The organism is Haloarcula quadrata, from assembly GCF_003634715.1.
GTDB lineage: Archaea > Halobacteriota > Halobacteria > Halobacteriales > Haloarculaceae > Haloarcula > Haloarcula marismortui.
Map to the genome: position 1 here is coordinate 2,202,451 of NZ_RBWW01000001.1, position 18,758 is coordinate 2,221,208.

25 protein-coding genes are annotated in these 18,758 nt (G+C 63.2%); 15 read left to right on the forward strand and 10 right to left on the reverse strand.

Annotation, left to right across the window (positions count from 1 at the left end; genetic code table 11):
• Positions 1-74: 74 nt before the first annotated feature.
• The gene (locus BDK61_RS11180; protein ID WP_007187719.1) at positions 75-770 is read right to left on the reverse strand and encodes a ThuA domain-containing protein; all 696 of its coding nucleotides are present in this window, start codon (positions 768-770) and stop codon (positions 75-77) included.
• Between the two features lie 230 nt (positions 771-1,000).
• Here BDK61_RS11180 and BDK61_RS11185 point away from each other — a divergent pair, with 230 nt between their 5' ends.
• Both BDK61_RS11185 and BDK61_RS11190 read left to right on the forward strand, forming a co-directional pair.
• A complete protein-coding gene (locus BDK61_RS11185; protein ID WP_004956789.1) occupies positions 1,001-1,375 on the forward strand; it encodes a winged helix-turn-helix transcriptional regulator in 375 nt (124 codons plus the stop codon).
• Between the two features lie 46 nt (positions 1,376-1,421).
• Positions 1,422-1,832 (forward strand): CoA-binding protein, encoded by a 411-nt coding sequence (locus tag BDK61_RS11190; protein ID WP_121303263.1) that lies wholly within the window; start codon positions 1,422-1,424, stop codon positions 1,830-1,832.
• Positions 1,833-1,905: 73 nt separating this feature from the next.
• On the opposite strand, the gene BDK61_RS11195 is transcribed toward BDK61_RS11190, so the two are convergent.
• The gene (locus BDK61_RS11195; protein WP_004956793.1) at positions 1,906-2,289 is read right to left on the reverse strand and encodes a thiol-disulfide oxidoreductase DCC family protein; all 384 of its coding nucleotides are present in this window, start codon (positions 2,287-2,289) and stop codon (positions 1,906-1,908) included.
• A 224-nt stretch (positions 2,290-2,513) separates the two neighbouring features.
• Here BDK61_RS11195 and BDK61_RS11205 point away from each other — a divergent pair, with 224 nt between their 5' ends.
• Complete coding sequence (locus BDK61_RS11205; protein ID WP_004956795.1) at positions 2,514-2,756, forward strand: BolA/IbaG family iron-sulfur metabolism protein; 243 nt, start codon at positions 2,514-2,516, stop codon at positions 2,754-2,756.
• A 70-nt stretch (positions 2,757-2,826) separates the two neighbouring features.
• Complete coding sequence (locus BDK61_RS11210; RefSeq protein ID WP_004956798.1) at positions 2,827-3,165, forward strand: glutaredoxin family protein; 339 nt, start codon at positions 2,827-2,829, stop codon at positions 3,163-3,165.
• A 21-nt stretch (positions 3,166-3,186) separates the two neighbouring features.
• Here the strand turns inward: BDK61_RS11210 and BDK61_RS11215 are convergent, their stop codons facing one another.
• Positions 3,187-3,366, reverse strand: a complete 180-nt coding sequence (locus BDK61_RS11215) for a DUF5786 family protein (protein ID WP_004516241.1) — start codon at positions 3,364-3,366, stop codon at positions 3,187-3,189.
• 173 nt (positions 3,367-3,539) lie between these two features.
• On the opposite strand from BDK61_RS11215, the gene BDK61_RS11220 reads away from it, so the two are divergent.
• Positions 3,540-5,462, forward strand: a complete 1,923-nt coding sequence (locus tag BDK61_RS11220) for a beta-CASP ribonuclease aCPSF1 (protein ID WP_007187723.1) — start codon at positions 3,540-3,542, stop codon at positions 5,460-5,462.
• 8 nt (positions 5,463-5,470) lie between these two features.
• Here the strand turns inward: BDK61_RS11220 and BDK61_RS11225 are convergent, their stop codons facing one another.
• The 3 genes from BDK61_RS11225 to moaA are packed head-to-tail and all read right to left on the reverse strand — an operon-like array spanning position 5,471 to position 8,759.
• Entirely contained in the window at positions 5,471-6,484 is a 1,014-nt protein-coding gene (locus BDK61_RS11225; protein ID WP_121303265.1) for a DHH family phosphoesterase, read from the reverse strand.
• Positions 6,485-6,539: 55 nt separating this feature from the next.
• Positions 6,540-7,625 (reverse strand): putative sulfate/molybdate transporter, encoded by a 1,086-nt coding sequence (locus BDK61_RS11230; protein WP_121303266.1) that lies wholly within the window; start codon positions 7,623-7,625, stop codon positions 6,540-6,542.
• A gap of 51 nt (positions 7,626-7,676) precedes the next feature.
• Positions 7,677-8,759 (reverse strand): GTP 3',8-cyclase MoaA, encoded by a 1,083-nt coding sequence (gene moaA, locus BDK61_RS11235; protein WP_121303267.1) that lies wholly within the window; start codon positions 8,757-8,759, stop codon positions 7,677-7,679.
• Positions 8,760-8,865: 106 nt separating this feature from the next.
• Between moaA and yqeC the strand changes: the two genes are divergently transcribed.
• On the forward strand, positions 8,866-9,585 hold the full coding sequence (yqeC, locus tag BDK61_RS11240; RefSeq protein WP_121303268.1) for a selenium cofactor biosynthesis protein YqeC: 720 nt from the start codon (positions 8,866-8,868) through the stop codon (positions 9,583-9,585).
• A gap of 27 nt (positions 9,586-9,612) precedes the next feature.
• On the opposite strand, the gene BDK61_RS11245 is transcribed toward yqeC, so the two are convergent.
• Complete coding sequence (locus BDK61_RS11245; RefSeq protein WP_011223550.1) at positions 9,613-10,218, reverse strand: molybdenum cofactor guanylyltransferase; 606 nt, start codon at positions 10,216-10,218, stop codon at positions 9,613-9,615.
• 78 nt (positions 10,219-10,296) lie between these two features.
• Between BDK61_RS11245 and BDK61_RS11250 the strand changes: the two genes are divergently transcribed.
• Genes BDK61_RS11250 through BDK61_RS24180 form a run of 6 tightly spaced genes read left to right on the forward strand, consistent with a single transcriptional unit; the run spans position 10,297 to position 13,829 of the window.
• The gene (locus BDK61_RS11250) at positions 10,297-12,069 is read left to right on the forward strand and encodes an aldehyde ferredoxin oxidoreductase family protein (protein WP_121303269.1); all 1,773 of its coding nucleotides are present in this window, start codon (positions 10,297-10,299) and stop codon (positions 12,067-12,069) included.
• Positions 12,066-12,854 carry a DUF7124 domain-containing protein gene (locus BDK61_RS11255; protein ID WP_121303270.1) on the forward strand — a complete coding sequence of 263 codons (789 nt, stop codon included), beginning with the start codon at positions 12,066-12,068 and terminating at the stop codon, positions 12,852-12,854. Before BDK61_RS11250 ends, BDK61_RS11255 begins: the two co-directional genes overlap by 4 nt.
• Positions 12,855-12,902: 48 nt before the next feature.
• Positions 12,903-13,169 (forward strand): hypothetical protein, encoded by a 267-nt coding sequence (locus tag BDK61_RS11260; RefSeq protein ID WP_004956823.1) that lies wholly within the window; start codon positions 12,903-12,905, stop codon positions 13,167-13,169.
• The gene (locus tag BDK61_RS23430; protein WP_167467377.1) at positions 13,166-13,309 is read left to right on the forward strand and encodes a hypothetical protein; all 144 of its coding nucleotides are present in this window, start codon (positions 13,166-13,168) and stop codon (positions 13,307-13,309) included. Before BDK61_RS11260 ends, BDK61_RS23430 begins: the two co-directional genes overlap by 4 nt.
• Positions 13,306-13,650: a hypothetical protein gene (locus BDK61_RS11265; protein WP_004956834.1), complete on the forward strand. Its 345-nt coding sequence runs from the start codon at positions 13,306-13,308 to the stop codon at positions 13,648-13,650. Before BDK61_RS23430 ends, BDK61_RS11265 begins: the two co-directional genes overlap by 4 nt.
• A 44-nt stretch (positions 13,651-13,694) precedes the next feature.
• Positions 13,695-13,829: a hypothetical protein gene (locus BDK61_RS24180; protein WP_004956837.1), complete on the forward strand. Its 135-nt coding sequence runs from the start codon at positions 13,695-13,697 to the stop codon at positions 13,827-13,829.
• Between the two features lie 60 nt (positions 13,830-13,889).
• Here the strand turns inward: BDK61_RS24180 and BDK61_RS11270 are convergent, their stop codons facing one another.
• The gene (locus BDK61_RS11270) at positions 13,890-15,107 is read right to left on the reverse strand and encodes a DUF7405 family protein (protein WP_011223555.1); all 1,218 of its coding nucleotides are present in this window, start codon (positions 15,105-15,107) and stop codon (positions 13,890-13,892) included.
• Between the two features lie 96 nt (positions 15,108-15,203).
• Between BDK61_RS11270 and BDK61_RS23435 the strand changes: the two genes are divergently transcribed.
• Genes BDK61_RS23435 through BDK61_RS11280 form a run of 3 tightly spaced genes read left to right on the forward strand, consistent with a single transcriptional unit; the run spans position 15,204 to position 15,854 of the window.
• Entirely contained in the window at positions 15,204-15,353 is a 150-nt protein-coding gene (locus BDK61_RS23435; protein WP_011223556.1) for a hypothetical protein, read from the forward strand.
• Positions 15,353-15,628 (forward strand): hypothetical protein, encoded by a 276-nt coding sequence (locus BDK61_RS11275; protein WP_011223557.1) that lies wholly within the window; start codon positions 15,353-15,355, stop codon positions 15,626-15,628. The genes BDK61_RS23435 and BDK61_RS11275 overlap by 1 nt, the downstream gene beginning before the upstream one ends.
• Positions 15,621-15,854, forward strand: a complete 234-nt coding sequence (locus tag BDK61_RS11280) for a hypothetical protein (protein WP_004956847.1) — start codon at positions 15,621-15,623, stop codon at positions 15,852-15,854. The genes BDK61_RS11275 and BDK61_RS11280 overlap by 8 nt, the downstream gene beginning before the upstream one ends.
• 8 nt (positions 15,855-15,862) lie before the next feature.
• Here BDK61_RS11280 and BDK61_RS11285 read toward each other — a convergent pair whose 3' ends face one another.
• Both BDK61_RS11285 and BDK61_RS11290 read right to left on the reverse strand, forming a co-directional pair.
• Positions 15,863-16,489 carry a TorD/DmsD family molecular chaperone gene (locus BDK61_RS11285; RefSeq protein WP_121303271.1) on the reverse strand — a complete coding sequence of 209 codons (627 nt, stop codon included), beginning with the start codon at positions 16,487-16,489 and terminating at the stop codon, positions 15,863-15,865.
• Positions 16,486-18,621, reverse strand: coding sequence for a 4Fe-4S dicluster domain-containing protein (locus tag BDK61_RS11290; protein WP_121303272.1), 2,136 nt, complete (start codon positions 18,619-18,621; stop codon positions 16,486-16,488). Before BDK61_RS11290 ends, BDK61_RS11285 begins: the two co-directional genes overlap by 4 nt.
• Between the last annotated feature and the right edge of the window lie 137 nt (positions 18,622-18,758).

Consider the following 18,758-nt stretch of genomic DNA (forward strand, 5'->3'; position numbering starts at 1 on the left):
GTTTCCAGCCAGTCAATTGAACAGGAGACGGGTCATCCGGGGGCCAATGGCCAGCATAACAATTGTGCTGCTTGTCAGGACTGTCCGGCGCAGGGGCGGTCGGGCTCATTCGGCGCGGCCCACGTAACGGCGTTGTGCAAGAGCTTCTGGACGACCGGCCGGTGGTACACTGGAAACGTCTCGTGGCCGGGCTGAAAGTAGAATATTCTTCCTGCATCACGGTAGTAACAACACCCGCTGGGAAACACCGTGCCGTCGTCACACCAACTTACAGTCACTAGCGTGTCCGGTGTCGGCAGGTCGAACCCCTTTCCGTAGATCTCGGCACGTTCGAGTTCGAACTCCTCGGGTAGTCCATCGGTAATAGGATGGCTCGCTTCGACGACCCAGACGTGCTCACGCTCGCCCTCCTCGCGCCAGCGCAGGGTGCCAGTCCCCCCCATGAGTGCCTCGAACGGCTTCGACTCGTGACTGGAATGGAGCGGGATGAACCCCATCCCGTCACGGACGGCCTGCTCGACGCGGTTCGCAGTCGCATCGCTAACAACATCGTGGGCGATATCGCTCCACCACAGTAACACATCAGTTTCGGCGAGCACCGTCTCGGTCAGTCCGTGGGCTGGGTCATCGAGTGTCGCTGTCTGAACGGTGTGGCCGTACGAAGTAAGCGTCTCAGCCAACGTCGTGTGGATCCCGTCGGGGTACATCGCATTGGCCGGGCCTGTCGCCCGTTCATGCTGATTTTCGTTCCACACGGTGACTGCAACCATACAAGAATACACTGAATAACCGGAGAAAAATATGGCTACTCTCTCCCAGCGTAACCGCGCCGCAGGAAATAGCGGAGAGGGACACACTCGGGTATAATAGCTCATAGCTCTGGGTAGGCCTCAGTGTGCGATGTCCTGCTGAGTCTCTCGATGTGGTTCCCAAACGATGGAGTCCGGCTACTTGCACAGGGGTAGTTATTAGCCGGCCGCGGCCGAAATCCCGACAAGATATGAGCGATTCACCAGAGAAGCTCTCCGTCTGGTGTGCTGGCGAGGACTGGTGCCCCATAACCACGACGGCGTCCCTTATCGGGAAGAAGTGGCACCCCGTTATCATCCACCGATTGCTTGATAACGGCCCATCAGGCTTTAACGAACTCAAAGAGAACGTCGATGGGATTTCTTCTAAAGTCCTCTCTGACAGCCTTGAAGACCTGCAGGAGAAAGGGCTCGTCGACCGGGAAGTAATCAACGAACAGCCGTTTCGCGTCAATTATTCGCTCACCGAACACGGGGAGTCGCTGGAGTCCGTAATCACCGAAATGGCGGCGTGGGGCGAGACGTACCTGCAGGAACCGACAGAGGCCGACGAGCCCGCGGAGTAGGTCCAGCAGGCAATCCCTTTTGTTGCTGCCCGACGAACCTTCGTGTATGCCTGTTACTTCGGACGACGAACTCCGGGAGATTCTCGAATATGACCGTGTCGCCGTCGTCGGGTGCTCGACCAGCCCCGGCAAGGACGCCCACGAGATTCCGAAGTACCTTAGCGAACAGGGGTACGAAGTAATTCCGGTCAACCCCTTCGCTGACGAGATATTCGGGCAGAAGGCCTACGACTCACTGGCAGAGGTTCCGGGTGAAATAGACATCGTTGACGTGTTCAGGCCCAGCGATGAGGTCCGCGACATCGTTGACGCGGCCCTAGAACGCGACGACGACGCCGTCATCTGGCTCCAGCTTGGTATCCACGACGACGACGCCGTCGAACGCGCTGAAGCGGCTGGCCGCCGCGTCGTTCAGGACCGCTGTATGAAGCCGACCCACCAGCAACTGATGAGGTGAGTGGACGGGCGACTGTCGCGGACTACCGCTGATCGATGTGTGAACGTCGTCCAGCAGTTTTGGGAATGTGGCGTCAGTCCGAGTTATCCCTGCGCGCTGGCGGCGTCTTTGACATGACCTTCCCCCACTTCGAACGGTTATCCGCGACCTGTCGATAGGCCCGCTCGCGGAACCGCTCGTAGTCCTCGAACTGCCGGAGGAACGAGACCAGCGGTCGTGCTGGCTTGCCGAGTTCGGTGTATGTAAGCGCGGTTTCGATGGATTTCCCGCAGGAATACACGTCCTCCTCGGTCACCAGATGCGAACAGGACTCGTAGTCGTCTGGGAGTCGCTCTAGCAGGTCGTCGCCGAGCGCAGAGAAGCCAACGATTTCGAGATCAGACCGTTCGCCGATGAAGTCCGCCCACCATGTACAGAAGCCACAGTCGTCGTCGTAGACGAGCGTTGCGTCGCTCATATGCGGTCTACGCATCCGGGGCACAAACACCTGTGGTTCAGCCGACAGGGATTCACAGCCGGTCACCACAGACGCGGACGTGAATCGGTTGGTCAAACCGGTCGTGACTGGCGGGCTTGTACCCCTGTGACTGGCCGCCTTCGACCGGGTACTGTCGCTCAGTTGGTGCCCACGACGCGACTGTGACGCCAACTGTTTTGCCCGCCGCTCTCTTCAGAACGCGTATGGACGAGGATGCGGTCGCCGAACTCATCGAGGAAGCGCTTCCGGAAGCACAGGCGACGGTCACCACACCGCGGGACCCTGACGACGACAAACACTACGCCGTACGCGTGGTTTCGCCGGTGTTCGAAGGGGAGTCGCTAGTTGACCAGCACCAGCTCGTCCACGACGCGCTGGGGGACCATCTCACTCGCGACATTCACGCCATCGAGCTGACGACGCTGACACCTGCGGAAGCAGAGTAGCCGGGTCTCGGTGATGGGGCCTCACTCGCCCCGTCGGTACGCCTTTATTGCCGACGCCGTTAGTGGCGGTATGGCATTCGAGCCCGAAGAACTTTCCCCGGAAGAGGTCACGGAGCAGGTAGACAGTGTCATCGAGGACAACGAGGTCGTGCTGTTCATGAAAGGCAACGAGCTGATGCCACAGTGTGGCTACTCGAAGAAGGCACTCGCACTACTGCAACAACACCGCGACGACATCGAGACAGTGGACGTGCTCAAAGCGACCGACGCCTATCGGGAAGCTCTGGAGCGCCACAGCGGGCGCGAAACGATCCCACAGACGTTCGTCGACGGGGAGTTCATCGGTGGCAGTGATATCCTCGAACAGCTCGACGAGCGCGGCGAACTTGCACAAAAAGTCGGTCAGTAAGCGCGGCCGGAAGTGGCGGCGTTACTCTTCATCTTCGTCTTTCATGTCGCCGAGCTTGTCGACGAGGTCGCTCGTGGTCGCCTCCGTCTCGAAGGAGACCGACCCGTCGTGGTCGTTCTCGTGGACCGCAACACCCTCGCTGTCGTCCGCGTCTACGTCGTTGTCTTTCTGTTCGGATTCATCGTAGCTACCAAAGCCCATATAGATACAACTCGCAGTCCCACACTAAAATTCGCCGGTTCTTGCCGAGACACGACCACGCGATGACATAACGAGACAAGCAAAGGTTCTTTACCGTGCTTGCACTCCCGCTAGATAACGGCAGTCGAGAGCCGTGGTTTTCCGACGGCTATCGGGCCTCCATCTCCAAACTTATGAGTTCCGCAGACGAGACACTTGATCGAATCAAAGCACAGGTCGAAGAAGAGACACCAGACGACATCGAAATCGAATCGGTCGCGTTCGAGGGGCCGGAACTAGTTATTTACACGCCGGACGCGCAGACGGTCGCCAACCGCGACGGCATCGTCAGAAATCTTGCACAGACGCTCCGCAAACGCATCAACGTTCGCCCCACGCAGGAAGCCCTCGTGCCGCCGAACGAAGCCCGGGCCCAAATCACGCAGACGATTCCCGAGGACGCCGGCGTCCAGAATCTGGATTTCGACCGCCAGACGGGCGAGGTATTTATTGAGGCCGAAAAGCCCGGTCGCGTCATCGGCCGCCACGGGGCAACGCTGGACGAGATTTCTGCATCCGTCGGCTGGACCCCCGAGGTCGTCCGGACGCCGCCGATGGAGTCCTCGACTGTCTCGAACGTCCGGAACTACCTCAAACAGGAACGCGAAGAACGCCGAGATATCCTCCAGCGCGTCGGTCGACAGATCAACCGCCCAACCACGAGCGACGAGGACTGGGTTCGACTCACCACGCTCGGCTGCTGTCGTGAGGTCGGGCGCGCCGCCTTCATCCTCTCGACGCCGGAGTCCCGCATCCTCATCGACTGTGGCGACAAACCCGGCGCTGAGGGCGAGGTTCCGTATCTCCAGGCTCCCGAAGCGCTCGCTGCGGGGCCGAACTCCCTCGATGCCGTCGTCCTGACACACGCCCACCTCGACCACTCCGCGCTCATTCCTATTCTGTTCAAATACGGTTACGACGGGCCGATTTACACGACTGCACCGACGCGGGACCTGATGGGCTTGCTCCAGCTGGATTACCTCGACGTGGCCTCGAAGGAAGGGCGGACACCGCCCTACGAGAGCCAGCAGGTCCGGGACGCACTGAAACACACGATTCCGCTGGAGTTCGGCAACGTCACCGACATTGCGCCGGATATCAAGCTCACGATGCACAACGCCGGCCACATCCTTGGGTCGGCAGTGTGTCACTTCCATATCGGCGAGGGCCGCTACAACGTCGCCTTCTCCGGGGACATCCATTACAAAGACACCCGCCTGCTCGACGGGGCCGTCAACGACTTCCCCCGCGTCGAGACGCTCGTGCTGGAGTCGACCTACGGCGGCAAGAACGACTACCAGACCGACCAGTCTGACTCCGAACGGGTTCTCAGAGACGTTATCAACGAGTCTTACGAGAACGACGGCAAGGTACTGATTCCGGCATTCGCCGTGGGGCGGTCGCAGGAACTCATGCTTGTCCTCGAAGAAGCGATGCGGAAGGGCGATATTCCGACGATGCCGGTGTACCTCGACGGGATGATTCGGGAGGCGACGGCTATCCACACCGCGTACCCGGAGTACCTCCGGGACGACCTCCGCCAGCGAATCCTCTACGAAGACGAGAACCCGTTCCTCGCCGAGCAGTTCGAGCAGGTCGACGGCGGCGACGAGATGCGACAGGACATCGCCGACGACGAACCGGCTATTATCCTGACTACCTCCGGAATGGTCACCGGCGGCCCCGTGATGTCCTGGCTCCGATTGCTGGGCAGCGACCCGGACAGCACGATGGCGTTCGTCGGCTATCAGGCCGAAGGCACCCTCGGTCGCCAGATTCAGCGCGGACAGGACGAAATCACCCTTGGCGACACGAGCGGGCCACGCGCCGAGCGGGTGAGCCTCAGACTCAACGTGGAGACGGTCGATGGCTTCTCCGGCCACGCCGACCGACAGGGGCTTGAGTCGTTCGTCGAGACAATGCACCCGCGGCCGGAGAAGATCCTCTGTGTCCACGGCGACGCGTCCACGACGAACCAGCTCTCTTCGGCGCTGTACCAGAAGTTCAACATGCGGACGCACAACCCGAAGAACCTAGAAACGTTCCGGCTGTCCTGAACAGCGGCTTAGCTGTCTTCCGAGAGATTCAACCCGGCAAAGAGCCGCGCCGAAATCACCTGCTCGACAATATCGACAAGCACGGTGTCGTCGCTCGTGTAATCGGCGAAGATGCCAAGCGGGATTTCGCCGCCGGCCATCTCGCGGTGTCCCCCTGCGCTCCCCACATCGCTCAGGGACTCACTCAGAATGTCACCGATGTTGACCCGGGAGTCCGTCGAGCGGGCGCTGAGCTGAATCGTGTCCTCGACAATGCCAAAGACGATGGCCGCCTCGACGCCCTCAAGCGTCGCCAGATAATCAGCCGACTGCGGCAGGGCGTCCCGCTCGGGCGTCCGGCCGACGTGTGAAATCAGCACCGACCCGCGGACTGTCCGGTTTCCGATTGCGTCCGCGATAGCGTCGACGGTTGCACCGCTGATCGACGGCGAAGAGAGCTGTCGCAACAGGTCCGAATCGGCCGTGTCCGTCAGAAAGCCGGCCGCCCCGTACTCATCCGGCGTCACGCCGCGCAGGAATCCCAGCGTCTCCCGGCGGATGGCAAACAGCAACGCTGTCGCCAGCCGGTCGTCGAGTTCGATTTCGAGGTCCCGCAGGTACTCGGTCAGTATCGTCGCCGTCGCCCCGATCTCCACCCGGTGGTCGACGAACCGGGCGCTGATATCCTCGGCGGGGTGATGGTCGACAACGATATCGACCGAGACATCATCGGGAACCCGGTTGTTCGCCCCTGGAATCGAGTGGTCGACGAAGGCGAGTAGTTCCGAAGGGTCCCGGTCAATCACGTCGGCTCTATCGAACTCCTGAATGTCCATCTCCAGCAGATTGACGAACGAGCGGTTCTGCTGGTGTGATATCTCGCCGCTGTAGAGGATGCGTCGTTCGTCGATGCCGACGGCGGCCGCAATGCGACCGAGCGCGAGCGCGCTGGCCAGACAGTCGGGGTCAGGGTTGTTGTGACAGACAATCGTGAGCGACTCCGCCTCTCCGAGTAGATTTTCAAGTTCTGTTGCGGGGCGCATTTATCGGTCGACCCTTCGGGCTCCTGCTACAAGCGTGTGGGGGCCAGCCGCTGAGTTACAGTCGGGCACGCAGTTGCTGGACGAGGACGCCGAGGACGAGCGCGAGGCCGAGGTTGACGAGCACGCCGACGACACCGATTGCAGCGACAACTGCCAAGTCATCCGTGCTGGAAACCCCGGTCCAGCCCAGTTGGAGTGCGATCAGTACCAGAATGACCCCGAGTAGCGCCGTCGGATAGGCCGAGATGACGCCGACGGCGAGGAACGCAGTCAGCACGTAGCCCGCACCGAGTAGCAGATTCGCGCCGGGCGTTCTGGCCCCGAATGCGTACTTCCCGGCGACGCCGCCACTCCCGTGACACATCGGGAACGCGCCGAAAGGGACCGCGACCAGATTCATCAGCCCCATGCTGTTCGAGAGCTGGTCCGCAGATACGTCCCGGTCGAAATAATCGGCGAGCAGGACCGACGTGGCGAGGGCGGCGTTGCCGACCGTGACCGCGATCTGTGCGAGGACGGCCTCCCCCGTTTGCAACGATAGCGTCATTGTCGGAAGCATAAACATGGCCTCAACCGCTGGGACGGCCGGCGTCGGAACCCCGGTCTCCGCGAGGGCGATGGCGGCTCCAAGGACAAAAACGGCGAAGGCGCTCTGCCTGCTGTGGCCGACCACCGCAAGGACGGCAACAATGCCAACGGCGACAGCCACGAGTCTTGGGTCGTTGAGTCCGAGGCCCACGCCGGTTTCGAGCAGGACCAGCGCGACGCCGAGTTGCACCCCGCGGACAACGGTATCGTCGACGTACTGATTGACCACTTCGAGCGACTGTGTGGTTCCAAGGACGAGCAGGATGCCGGCCAGCAAAAGCCCTGCAACGACGAGTTCGCCAGTCGAGATGGTCCCGGCGATGACCAGCGCGGCGAACGCCTTCATCGGCTCGACTGATATGGGAACACCGTAGTACAGCCCCCAGACGACCTGAAAAACGCCGAACCAGACGAGCATGACCGGGAGCGAGAGCTTCGTCAGCACGGCGACGGCGACAACAACTGGGAGTACCGTCGCCGAGTCCCCGATTGCGCCGGTCAGTTCATTCCACGACAGCGAAACTGTCGTCTGGTCGCGGAACGTGAAACTCATGACGGTCGTGTCCGACGGCGAAACAGTGAGCGAACCCCTCCGCGGCGGCCGCTACTCCGAGTACTCGTAGGGCGCACGGTCCCCGTCGGTGTCGATGTACTCCTCGTTTATCTCCCACTCGCCGTCCTCGGTTTCAATCATGTACTCGCCGTAGTAGGGGACGCGAGTGTCGACCGTCTCGCGGAACGCGGCGCGCATCGACTCTTTGGTCGTGCCGATGTCACGCAGGTCATCGTTGCGGTTCAGACAGCCCTTGAGGTAGCCGTCGTGGGTGAGCCGCACGCGATGACAGTTCGCACAGAAGTTCTCGTTGCCGACGGGGTCGACGATTTCGACCATCCCGCTGTTGTGGTTGTTGACCGGCTCCGTTCGTATCCCGCCGTCGGACGCGGCCAGCGAGGTGGAGGCACTATCACCTTCGACCGTCGCCTCGCCGCTGTGCATCCAGTAGCGCTTGCGGTCGTGCATCTCGCGGTGTTCGACCTTGTCGGCGCGGTCTTCGAGCCAGTCGTGGACGCGGTCGATGTCGATAGCCCACTCCGGATGGCCCGCCAGTTCCGGCATGTACTCGATAAGCTGGAGCTGGAGACCGGGGTTCTCGGCGACGTGGTCGACCATCTTCGGGACGTAGCCCGCGGTCGGCTCGAAGACGACCATGTTGAGCTTTACCGGCTCGAGGCCAGCGTCCAGCGCCGCTTCGACCCCTTCGAGGACGCGGTCGTAGGCCCCGCTCTGGGTCAGTTCGGCGAAGGCCTCGCTGTCGAGAGCGTCCTGTGAGACGTTGACCCGCTCAAGACCTGCGTCGACGAGGTCCGGGGCGCGGCCGGGGAGGAAGGTGCCGTTGGTCGTCATCGACACCTCCATCTCGTCGGGGGCGCGCCGGACGATTTCCTCCAGGTCCTCCCGGAGCATCGGCTCCCCGCCGGTGAACTTCACCGAGTCGACGCCGAACTCGGCGGCGACTTCGAGGAAGGCCACGATGGTGTCAGCAGTGAGTTCGTCGTCCTGTGCCTCCATCGGGCCCCGTGTGTCGCCCAGCCCCTCGTTGTGGCAGTAGACGCAGTCGAAGTTACACCGGTCGGTGAGGGAGACGCGGACACCGGAGACCTCGCGACCGAAGTCGTCTTCGAGCATATCCTTGCTAACTGTTCACAGCACAGCCTATTAAATGGCGTGACTGGTCCGGTTCCGTCATCGGACACGGGGTAATGATTAATCAGGCGACCGCCGTGTACTGCGTATGGACATCGTCGACGCGCTAGACGCACGACATGGGACCATCTGCTTTGTCGGCGCTGGGGGCAAGAAAACGACGATGGCGACGCTCGCAGCGCGACTAGAACACGCCGTCGTCACCGCGACGGTTCGGATTCCGATTTTCGACGGGTGGGTCGAGGACGTTGTCGTGACGGAAACCCCACGGACAGCCATTGACGAGGCGTCTGCGTGGCCGCTAGGCGTCGTCCCGGCACAGGAGCGACCGGACCGCTACCGCGGCTACGACCCGGGGACTGTTGCCGACCTGGCTGATATCGACCATCCGATTCTGGTGAAAGCCGACGGCGCACGGATGCGAGAGTTCAAAGCGCCGAGCGACCGCGAGCCACAGCTCCCCACGTCGGCCTCGACCGTCGTCCCGATTGCCAGCGCCCACGTCGTCGGCGAACCCTTGACCGACGACATCGTCCACCGGGTCGACGAAGTTACCGCGATTACCGGGCTCGCTCGCGGTGACGAGATTCGACCGCAAGACGTCGCTGCGGTCCTCGCCCACGAGCAGGGCGGGCTGAAAGACGTGCCAGCCAACGCGACCGCGGTTCCGCTGCTCAACATGGTCGATGACGCGGGACTCGAAACAAGCGCGCGGGCCGTTGCCGAGGCGATTCACGACCAAGCCGACGTGTCGCGTGTCGTCCTTGCTGAGATGCGGAGCGACGACCCGCTGGTGGCAGTCGTCTGAGAGCGAGGCGACACCGGCCCCGCTCGTTCAGAACCGCTCGGCCGCGGCCTCGAACTCCTCACGGGTGTTGAGGTTCTTGAACGTATCCAGTGAAGTGTGTGCGAGCACGTCTTCGCGCTCAACGACAACGTACTCAAGGTCGAACAACGGTTCGACGATTTTGTGCTCACCGCGCTCCAGTGCTCGCTGACAGGCGTCATGCATTGCGTCGGCGTGGTACACCGCCTGTGTCGTCTGAAACCACTCGTCCGGACGTGGGACTGCGGCCTCGTGGGACGCCGCTCGCTCGAACAGGTAGTCGACGAACGTTGGGTCGACAAAGGGCATATCGCAGGCCACCACCGCAGCGTATTCGCTGTCGACGGCCCCCAGCCCGGTCGCGATGCCAGCCATCGGTCCCTGGTCGGGGTCCTCATCGAGCGCGAACGTCGGCTCAAGCGTGTGGTCCGATAGCGCCGTGTCGATGGCCTCGACCTGGTCCTCGCGGCAGTTCACGACGAGTTCGTCGACGGCTTCGCCAAGGCGGTCGGCGACGCGGCGGACCATCGGTGTCCCAGCGAGGTCGGCGACGGCTTTGTCGCTGTCGCCGAACCGCGTCGACCGACCGCCCGCAACGATGACACCTGCGCGCATACCCTGCCTTCTCGGGTCTGGCACAAAGGTGCTTGGTGCTGTGGGTAATCCTTTAGTCGACAGACGGAAGAGTGAGGTATGATGACAGTAGCTAATCGGGACCGGATGCTCCACGTCGACCTGTCGTCGGCATCGGTCGAGAGCTGTCCGGTTCCGGAGGCCTGGCGTCGCCAGTTTGTGGGCGGCAAGGGACTCGGCGCTCGGTACCTGTACGACAAACTCGACGCCGGCACCGACCCGCTAGGCCCCGAGAACATCCTGTTGTTCATGCTCGGGCCGGTCTCCGGGCTGCTCCCCGGCGAGACACGCTACGCGGCGGTCACGAAGTCGCCCCTGACTGGCGGCTTCCTCGACTCCTATGCGGGCGGGACGTTCCCGGACACGCTGGCCGGCGCGTTGCAGGACCACACCGGGATTCTTGTCACCGGGCGCGCTTCGGAGCCGGTCAAACTCGTCGTCGAGGCCGACGGCGCGACGGTCGAACCCGCCGAGACGTGGGGGCAGGATACAGCCGAAACCGACGCAGCGTTCCCCGAGGCTGCGGTGGCGTGTATCGGCCCGGCGGGCGAGCAGGGCGTCGCGTTCGCGACTATCGCTTCTGACGGCGGCGAACACCACGCGGGGCGGGGCGGTGCCGGAACAGTGATGGGCGCAAAACGGCTGAAAGCCGTCGTCGTCCGCGGTGAGCCGCCGACGGACCTCGCGGAGCTACGGGAGCAGTACGCCAAGCGGTACCGCGAGGGCGACACCGGACAGTGGCTCAACGCCAGCGGGACCGTCGAGACAGTCGATTTCGCCAACGCGATCGGCGCGCTCTCGACGCGCGGCTGGGAAGACGGCCAGTTCGAGGGGGCCGACAGCGTCGGTATCGAGGCCGTACAGGAACTTGCCGCGGGCCGAGAGTACGACGACGCGGACAGTCCCGGCGGCTTTCGCGTCCAGACTGAAGATGGCGAGACCGTGCCCCGCGGGGCGACGGCGATGAGCCTTGGGGCCGGGCTTGGCATCGACGACTTCGACGCCGTGGCGACGCTGGGCGAGACATGCAACCGACTGGGGCTCGACCTCATCAGCGCCGGAAGCGCCGTCGCGTGGGCTATCAAAGCCGGCGACGCCGGCCTGCTTGCGGAATCGCTCGATTACGGGAGTCCTGACGACGCGCGAGCGCTCCTCGAAGAAATCGTCGCGCGGGAGTCGACGCTCGGCGACGCTCTGGCCGACGGCGTTGACGCGGCCTCGGCCCGTCTAGGCGGGGACGACCTCCTGCCGACGGTCAAGGCCATGGAACTGCCCGCGTACGACCCCCGCGGCGCACGGAGCATGGCACTGGCGTACGCGACCAGCGACCGCGGGGCCTGTCATCGGCGGGCGCTCCCCATCGAGCGGGAGGGGTTCGATGGCAACTGGGGCCCCGAGCGGGCGGCCGCGGCCGTCATCCGCGAACAGGACCAGCGTTCGGTGCTGTGGTGTCTCGTCGTGGACGACTTCGTCGGCGACGCGTTCGACGACCTCGGCGCTGAGTGGCTTGATGCAGTCGGACTGGACACGGACGGCGACCTTGCGACAGTTGGCGAGCGGGTCTGGACACTCACGCGCCTGTTCAACGTCCGCGAGGGTATTTCGCGGGCCGACGACGAACTGCCGGCAAAGCTGCAGGAACCGCTTGATTCTGGCCCGAACGCTGGCGCGGCAATCGACACCGAATCCTTCGACGCGATGCTTGATGAGTACTACAGGCAACGGGGCTGGGACGCCGATGGCCACCCCACTCCCGAGACAATCGAACGGCTCGGCCTCGCGGACGCCGTCGACCAGTCGACACTACCAGCGGACACAGCACTCGGAGAATGACAGACGAAATAGACCTCGATGAACTCGACGTACAGGACGACGAAGAGACGCCGAACCGGGGCGACTGGTTCTGGAGCGATGAAGGCGACCCCGTGGATGAACCCGACACCGGAGCAACTGGGACTGAATCGGTACGGCCCGACAGCGACGCCGAGGCTGGCAGTCCCGCTGCAGCCATAAATACGAGTCCCGACGCGGCCACTGATGCCGAGAGGAACAGCGGAGAGACGGCCAGCGCAGACCCCGGGGGACAGCCGGTCCCCCACGTCCCGCGGGAGAACAAAGACAAGCCGGTCGGCATTCCGACGGACAGCGGCGGCGCGGGCGGCGCAGCCGCGACTGACACTGACCCGGCCTCGAACGTCGCCGAGGACCCCGCTGCTGGCGAGGCGTCTGTCGAAGCGAGCGGTCCGCACGGCGGCGGTATCGACGACATGACGATGGCCGTGACCTACGACGCGGCCCGGCAGTTCGCCGACCCGCAACTGGTGTTCCGTGAGGCGCGGGGATGGGCCGACTGGGTCGGTATCGTCGGCGACGTGGAGGCGTTCGTCATCAACAAGTTCCAGCGCGACCATGGCATCGACGCCGATTTCTTCAGCGGCGCGGGCCAGGAGCCAGCCGAGCGACTTGCCGACATCGACAAGCACTCTATGTTCTACGCCGAGCGGATGGTCCTCGTCGGCCGCCCGGACGACGAGCCGATTGCAGAGCGGACCGGCTGGGAGTTCATCCCACTCGCCGACGCCGCCGAGAAAGCGGACTGGGACCTCGCTGATGAGTGACGCCGTATATTTATAATGCTTGCTGGTCATTGTCATACACGAACGACAATGACACTCCGAACCGCGGTCCGACAGTCGAAGATACTCACGTTCGTGGTACTGGGTGCCTTCGTCTGGCTGTTACTGACGCTGTTCGAAGTACTGTCGACCATCGACCTCGCGACCGGCACAGCAACGTATGTCGGCCAGAACGCGCTGGGCGGCATCGCCGGGGTGCTGGTGTTGACCATCGTGCTCGGAGCGCTCGTGGTCCTGTACTCCGAGATAACCGAGTCGGACCCGGCCCCACAGTCGTGGCCGCCATCCGAAGAATGACCTACTACAGTTGCGAGAAATGCGGCCAGATGATAGACCTCTCGGCGTTCGAGGGACAGCCGCGCCGACAGGACTGTCCAGTGTGTGAGGAGACGACGCTGTGGACGCCCGAGTTCGAGGGTGAGGGGGTGTCGTTTTGACGCTCGCCTTCGAGGTGAGTGACCGACTGTATGCGGCCGCCGAGGAGTGGGCTGACCGGCGATTAGAGGACATTGACGAGGCGATGGAAACGAAAGTCGAGCAGGCGTTACTGGAGGTCGAGCACCTCGTCTCACAGTCCCACGACGTGGCGTTCGAGGTCGACGGTCGCGAGGTACGGTACGAACCAACAGCCGAACTGGCCGCGTTGCTCCGTCGACAGGCCGAAGAGAGTGGCATCGACGAGAGCGCGGTCTTGAAGATGCACGTCGACCTCTACGCCAACGCGTTCCTTGATGAAGTTACGGACGAGCAGAAACCGCCGGGAACGCCGTCTGAGTGACGGCACCAAAGCTTAAGCCCGACCACTGAGACAGATGATACACAATGGCACACGAAAAAAGCGAGTGGAAACCCAAGGGTGCGACAGAGACATTCAACGACTTCGAGGTCTGGGACCACGGCGTTTGGCCGGGTGACGTGAACCAGAACGACACGACATCGGACGACGACGAGGAGTGAACCGCTATCGGCGTCAGGTCTTGTCCTATTTTCGTGGCTCACCCTGCACGCGAGCGACAGCTATGGGGCCGGAAAGGCCCGTCTGTCACGCGGCGGGACGTAGAAGTTCGAGCGTGACGCGACTTCGATAAATTCCAGCAGGCCGTTGTTCTGCCGGTCCCGGAGTTCTTCGTGTTCTTCCCGGAGCCACCAGCCGTTCATCGCGTCCCGGACTTCCTCGAAATCACGCGGGCGTTCCTGGAGCGAGAGGAAGTGAATCCCGGCTTGGCCGCCGTCAATCGTGTTGAAGTCGCGCCGGAGGAGAAGCGGCTCCCCATCCTTGCGGGCGCGGGCCACTTTCTCGAAGTGGCCGACCGTTCCCTCGCTGCTCGCGTGCTCGCGGACCATCTCGGCGAAGGGGAGGCTCCCTCTGTCGATGTCCTCCGGGGAGAACTCCGCCGAGAACAGTCGCTTGACGCGGTCTGACTGGGCCAGCTCCCACCAGTTGTCGAAGGCCTCGTTGATTCGTGAGAGGTGTATTGTCGTCCCGCCGGCGTAGGGGCCGTCGTCGATGGTGACGCGGTCCTCGCTGGCCTGCGTGCCGGCCCGGCCGGCAAAAAAGCCAGAGAACATATGTGACTCTTCGGGGATATCGGCGGGGACGCCTTCCGCGTCGGCGTGGGCCGCTGGAAGCCCTTCGCCGACGAACCCGCCGCGGCGGTCTGCGACAGAGAACACGTCGCCGAGTCGACCCTGCACCTCCGCATCCGCAAGCCTCGGCCGCGTGTCGAACATCGCCGACTCGGCGGCGGCGAGGTTCGACGGAACGTCGCTCGCAAGGACGAGCATCGCGTCGAAAGACTGCAAGTCGGGGTCGTCGGTCCGGGAGAGGACCCGCGGGCTGCGTATCGGGGACGAATCGAGCGACCCGTAGGTGTCGAAATAACTCGTCCCCCAGCCGAGCATATGCAGGAGCCCTGCACTGTTGAACTCGTAGGCGTCCTCCAGCGTCCGCATCGCTAGCTCGACGGTCTCCGCGGCAGAATCCGACGGGGCGGCATCAAGGTCGAGCATGAACAGTCGGAAATGACGTGGCAACAGGTCGTTGCCAGCGCCGTCGCTCCGAAGGCGCTCGTTCCAGGCGTGTTGCCGTATCGGGAGGTCGTCGGCCCGCGGGTTCGGGTCGAGGTCACCCGTCGGCGACTCCGCTTGCCTGGCTAGCAGGGATGAACAGCCGCTGAGACCGGCCGCTCCGGTGAGTGCGGAGAGCCGAAGTAGCAGCCCACGGCGCGAAGTCATGGTATACTATCACAGGGTAGGGCTACGCGGAGAAAAACTTTGTCTCATGAGAACAGGTCACAACGGTTTTTTACTTGCCAGTCCGTACCTCACTTCATGTTAACTACACTCATGCACTCGGAATCGGGACTTAACCTCCCGTTTCCACCCGATATGGGTGCGGCAGTCCTCGGTGTCGGGCTGGTCGTCCTCGCTGTCATCACGTACGATATCTATCAGCAGCACTGGGCTGGGGACGGTACCTGATGGCCACCGAACAATCGAACTCCCGGCTGACTGCCGCGTCACTTCTCGGCTATCTCCGAATTCTCGTCTACACCCTTGCTACGCTACTGGCGTTGTCACTGCTTGTCGTCGGCACGATCGGCCTCATCGCCGAGCTCAAGGGAAGTTGGCACTGGCAGATTCACCTCGAATCGACTATCAGTTACATCGGGCTGTTCGTCAGCCGACTGCTGGTCGTCCTCGTCCCGCTGTTCGTAGTTCTCGTCGTCGGTCGGCGGGTGGTCCCCGATGCGTGAGCGATTGCGTGCGAACCCATTCGGGGTCGTCGCGGCCGCCTCGGTCACGCTTCTCTGCGTACTGGTCGCGGGCGCGGGAGCGGTCGCGGTCATCGCACAGTCGGTCAACACCTGGCGGTCGCTCTTTCTCATGGAACAGGCGATGGCGTTCCTGCTGCCCGCGGTGAAGGTTCTGATGGCTGTCGGGCTCATCGCAAGCGTCGGGCTCGTGCTCCGAATCCGGTAGCCACCCTGCTAGCCGATCTGGGCGACGATTTCGTCCTCGAAGCGGACGAGCCCTTCACAGATGAGCGCCGCTGCGAGGAACAGTCCGTCATCGGCCTCGTCGCGCATCTCGTCGGCGAATTCGACAACCCACTCGCTGAGGTGTTGCTCAATGAACACCCGCTCGTAGCCGACGGTCTCCTCGTCGCCCTCTCGCTGGCGCTCGATGAGATACCGCAGGAACGCCATTTCGACGGCGATGAAGTCGTCCTCTTCGGGGTAGTTCTCGGGGGGTGCCCAGCCCGCCGCGGCGTAGCTGGCATCGACCTCGGCGAGCCCTTCCCCGATGAACTCCGTGTCCTCGCGGTAATTCGTCTCGTGGGGCAACACCGGCGGTCGCGGGCCGACAAGCAGGTCCGTGTACTCTCGTTCGAGGGTGTCCTGCACCGCCGAAACCGACTGATCGGCGTTCTCGTCGATCCACGACGCAAGCATCTCGAAGCCCTCGTCGAGCTGGTCGTTGATGGACTCTTCCGGCAGTTGCACCTCGCCGCTCAACAGTCGCTCGACGAACGCTTCCTCGGGCACGTCCCAGAACACGTCGATAACGAAATCCACCAGTTCGAGGCGGGCCTCGTAGACGGCCGCGTCGTTCATCGTTTCTCCCCCTGGTCGAACAGCAGACGACTCCGGCAGTCGCTACAGTACTCGAAGACGGAGTGGTCGGCATCGGGAGCCAGACCCTCGACCTGATCGCCGACCTCCTCCTCAATCTTGTCGGCGGAGGCGACGCTGGTGAAGGGCTTGCCACAGCGGACACATTCCAGCATATCGCCCTCGTGGACGGTCACCCAAGCCTCGCCGCCCCTGTTCTCGGGAAGCAGGGAGAGGTCCAGTCCGTCGTGCATCGTAATCGCCGTTTCCGGGCAGCCCTCCTCACAGAGGCCGCAGTTGACGCAGTCCGCGTGGTTGAACGCCAGTTCGCCCTCACCGGTCCGCTGGATGGCGCCGGTCGGACAGAGGTTCGTACAGGTCGGCGTCAGCGTACACGCGTCGTTGACATCCATAACCCCGAAGTCCTTCAGCCCGCGAATCACCTCGCGTTCGGGCTCGACGTGGTCGAGAATAGCTCGAACGCTCTCCAAGGTCCAGCCGTGGCTGTCGAAATCGGGGTTTGGGCGAGGGTCCTCCCGGTCGGCGTCGCTGCGGCCGGTCGCCTCGTAGCCGCCGGCCGGAATCGGTGTCTCGTCGAGCCCGAACTCGACGAACCCGGACAGCGACCCGACGAACGCCTCGGGGTTGCCGGCCTCGGGCGCAAAGAAGCCGACCCGGTCACCGAGCCCAAGGTCGGTTGTCGCCTGATTGAGCCGGTCAACTAGCTCTTGCTTGGGATCCGGGCCGGAGTGCAGACACGAGCCGCCACAGCCGACGACGGCGACGCCGTCCGCACCGGCCGCAAGCGCGTGCATGACATGTGCCTCGCCGACCGTGTCCGTGCAGTTGACCGAAACCGGAAGGATAGGCGGGTAGTCGAGGTCGCCTGACTGCACGGCCTTGCGTCCGTGCGCCCGCAGGCGGTCCATCGCGTACTCCGAACAGACGAACGCGATGACCTGGGTGTCGATACCTGCGCTGTCGCCCCGCGAGAGCAAGCCCTCGTCGGAATCGTCTTCCAGCAACGCCTCGACTTCGCGGGCGAGCCGTCGGTTCGAGGGCTCGCGGAGCTGTGTCGCGCCCGTCGGACAGGAACTCGTACAGGCCCCGCAGTTCTCGCAGGCCACCTCATCGAACTCCACGGAGTCGATAGTCGGTCGGTCGACCGCGCCGTGAGGGCAGGCGTCGACGCAGGCCGTACATCCCTCCTGACTGGATGCCCCGGCCGCACAGACATCCACCTCGAGGTCGAGGAACTGTGGTTTCTCGATGCCGCCCAGTTGCGATTCGACTGCGGCGATGGTTCCGGCGTCGACCGGCCCGGTGTAGAAGCCCAGCCGGCCGCCGCGAGCGTCGTCGCGGCCGCCGGGGTAGATGACCTGGTCGACTTCGACAGTACGGGTAACGCCGTCCAGATCGATGGCGTCGGTCGGGCAGGTGTTCGTCCACTCGCCGTCGGGCGCGTCCGGATGGATATCAACGGGGAACTCCGTCACCATCCCATCCGGCCCCTCGCGCACACAGTCCATGCAGTCGATACAGTCGTCGGTGACGCGGGCCTCTAACGTGAGCTCGTACTCGCCGTAGGAGCCCTCGATGTCGACGACGCGCCCGCGTTCCATCGTCACGTCACCGAGCCCGTCAACGTCGGCGAAATCCCGCCCGTCCGCGATGAACAACACGTCGGCATCGTCGGTCAGTGACCGCGCCGCGCCGGGGTCGCCCACGACAGCGACGCGGTTCCCAGCGTCTTTCGACACCGTTCGCGACGGCGCTTCCTCACGGAGGCCGGCCTGTTTCGCGTTGATGAGACGGGCCGTCTTGTCGGTGGCCGCTGCCTCGTCGTGGACCCAGGCGCTGGTTTCCCGATGGTCGACGAACACCGATGCCTCGGGATGAAGGTCGTGTTCGTCGGCAAGCCCGCGGATGCGGTCCTGACACGACGGTTCCGGCGTCGTCGCGATGACCTGATCGAGATCGTACTCCTCGATGACCTGCGACATCCCCGCCAAGCCGTCCTGACAGAGCAGTTCGGAACTGGCGACAACATCGACATCGTCGACACCGTCCCGAACCGCTTCGAGGTCGATGTCACACGATCCCCCACAGGAACACACAAAGGCGCCTGTATTCATTAATCATGCAAAATCCTGTCCCGGTAATAGACCTTGCGGAGTGTTCACACATCTATTCATGAATTCAACCCTAAATACTGGGGAGACCAGAAAATTTCCTGAACTATAATGGCTAACTATGACACATTTTATCATGG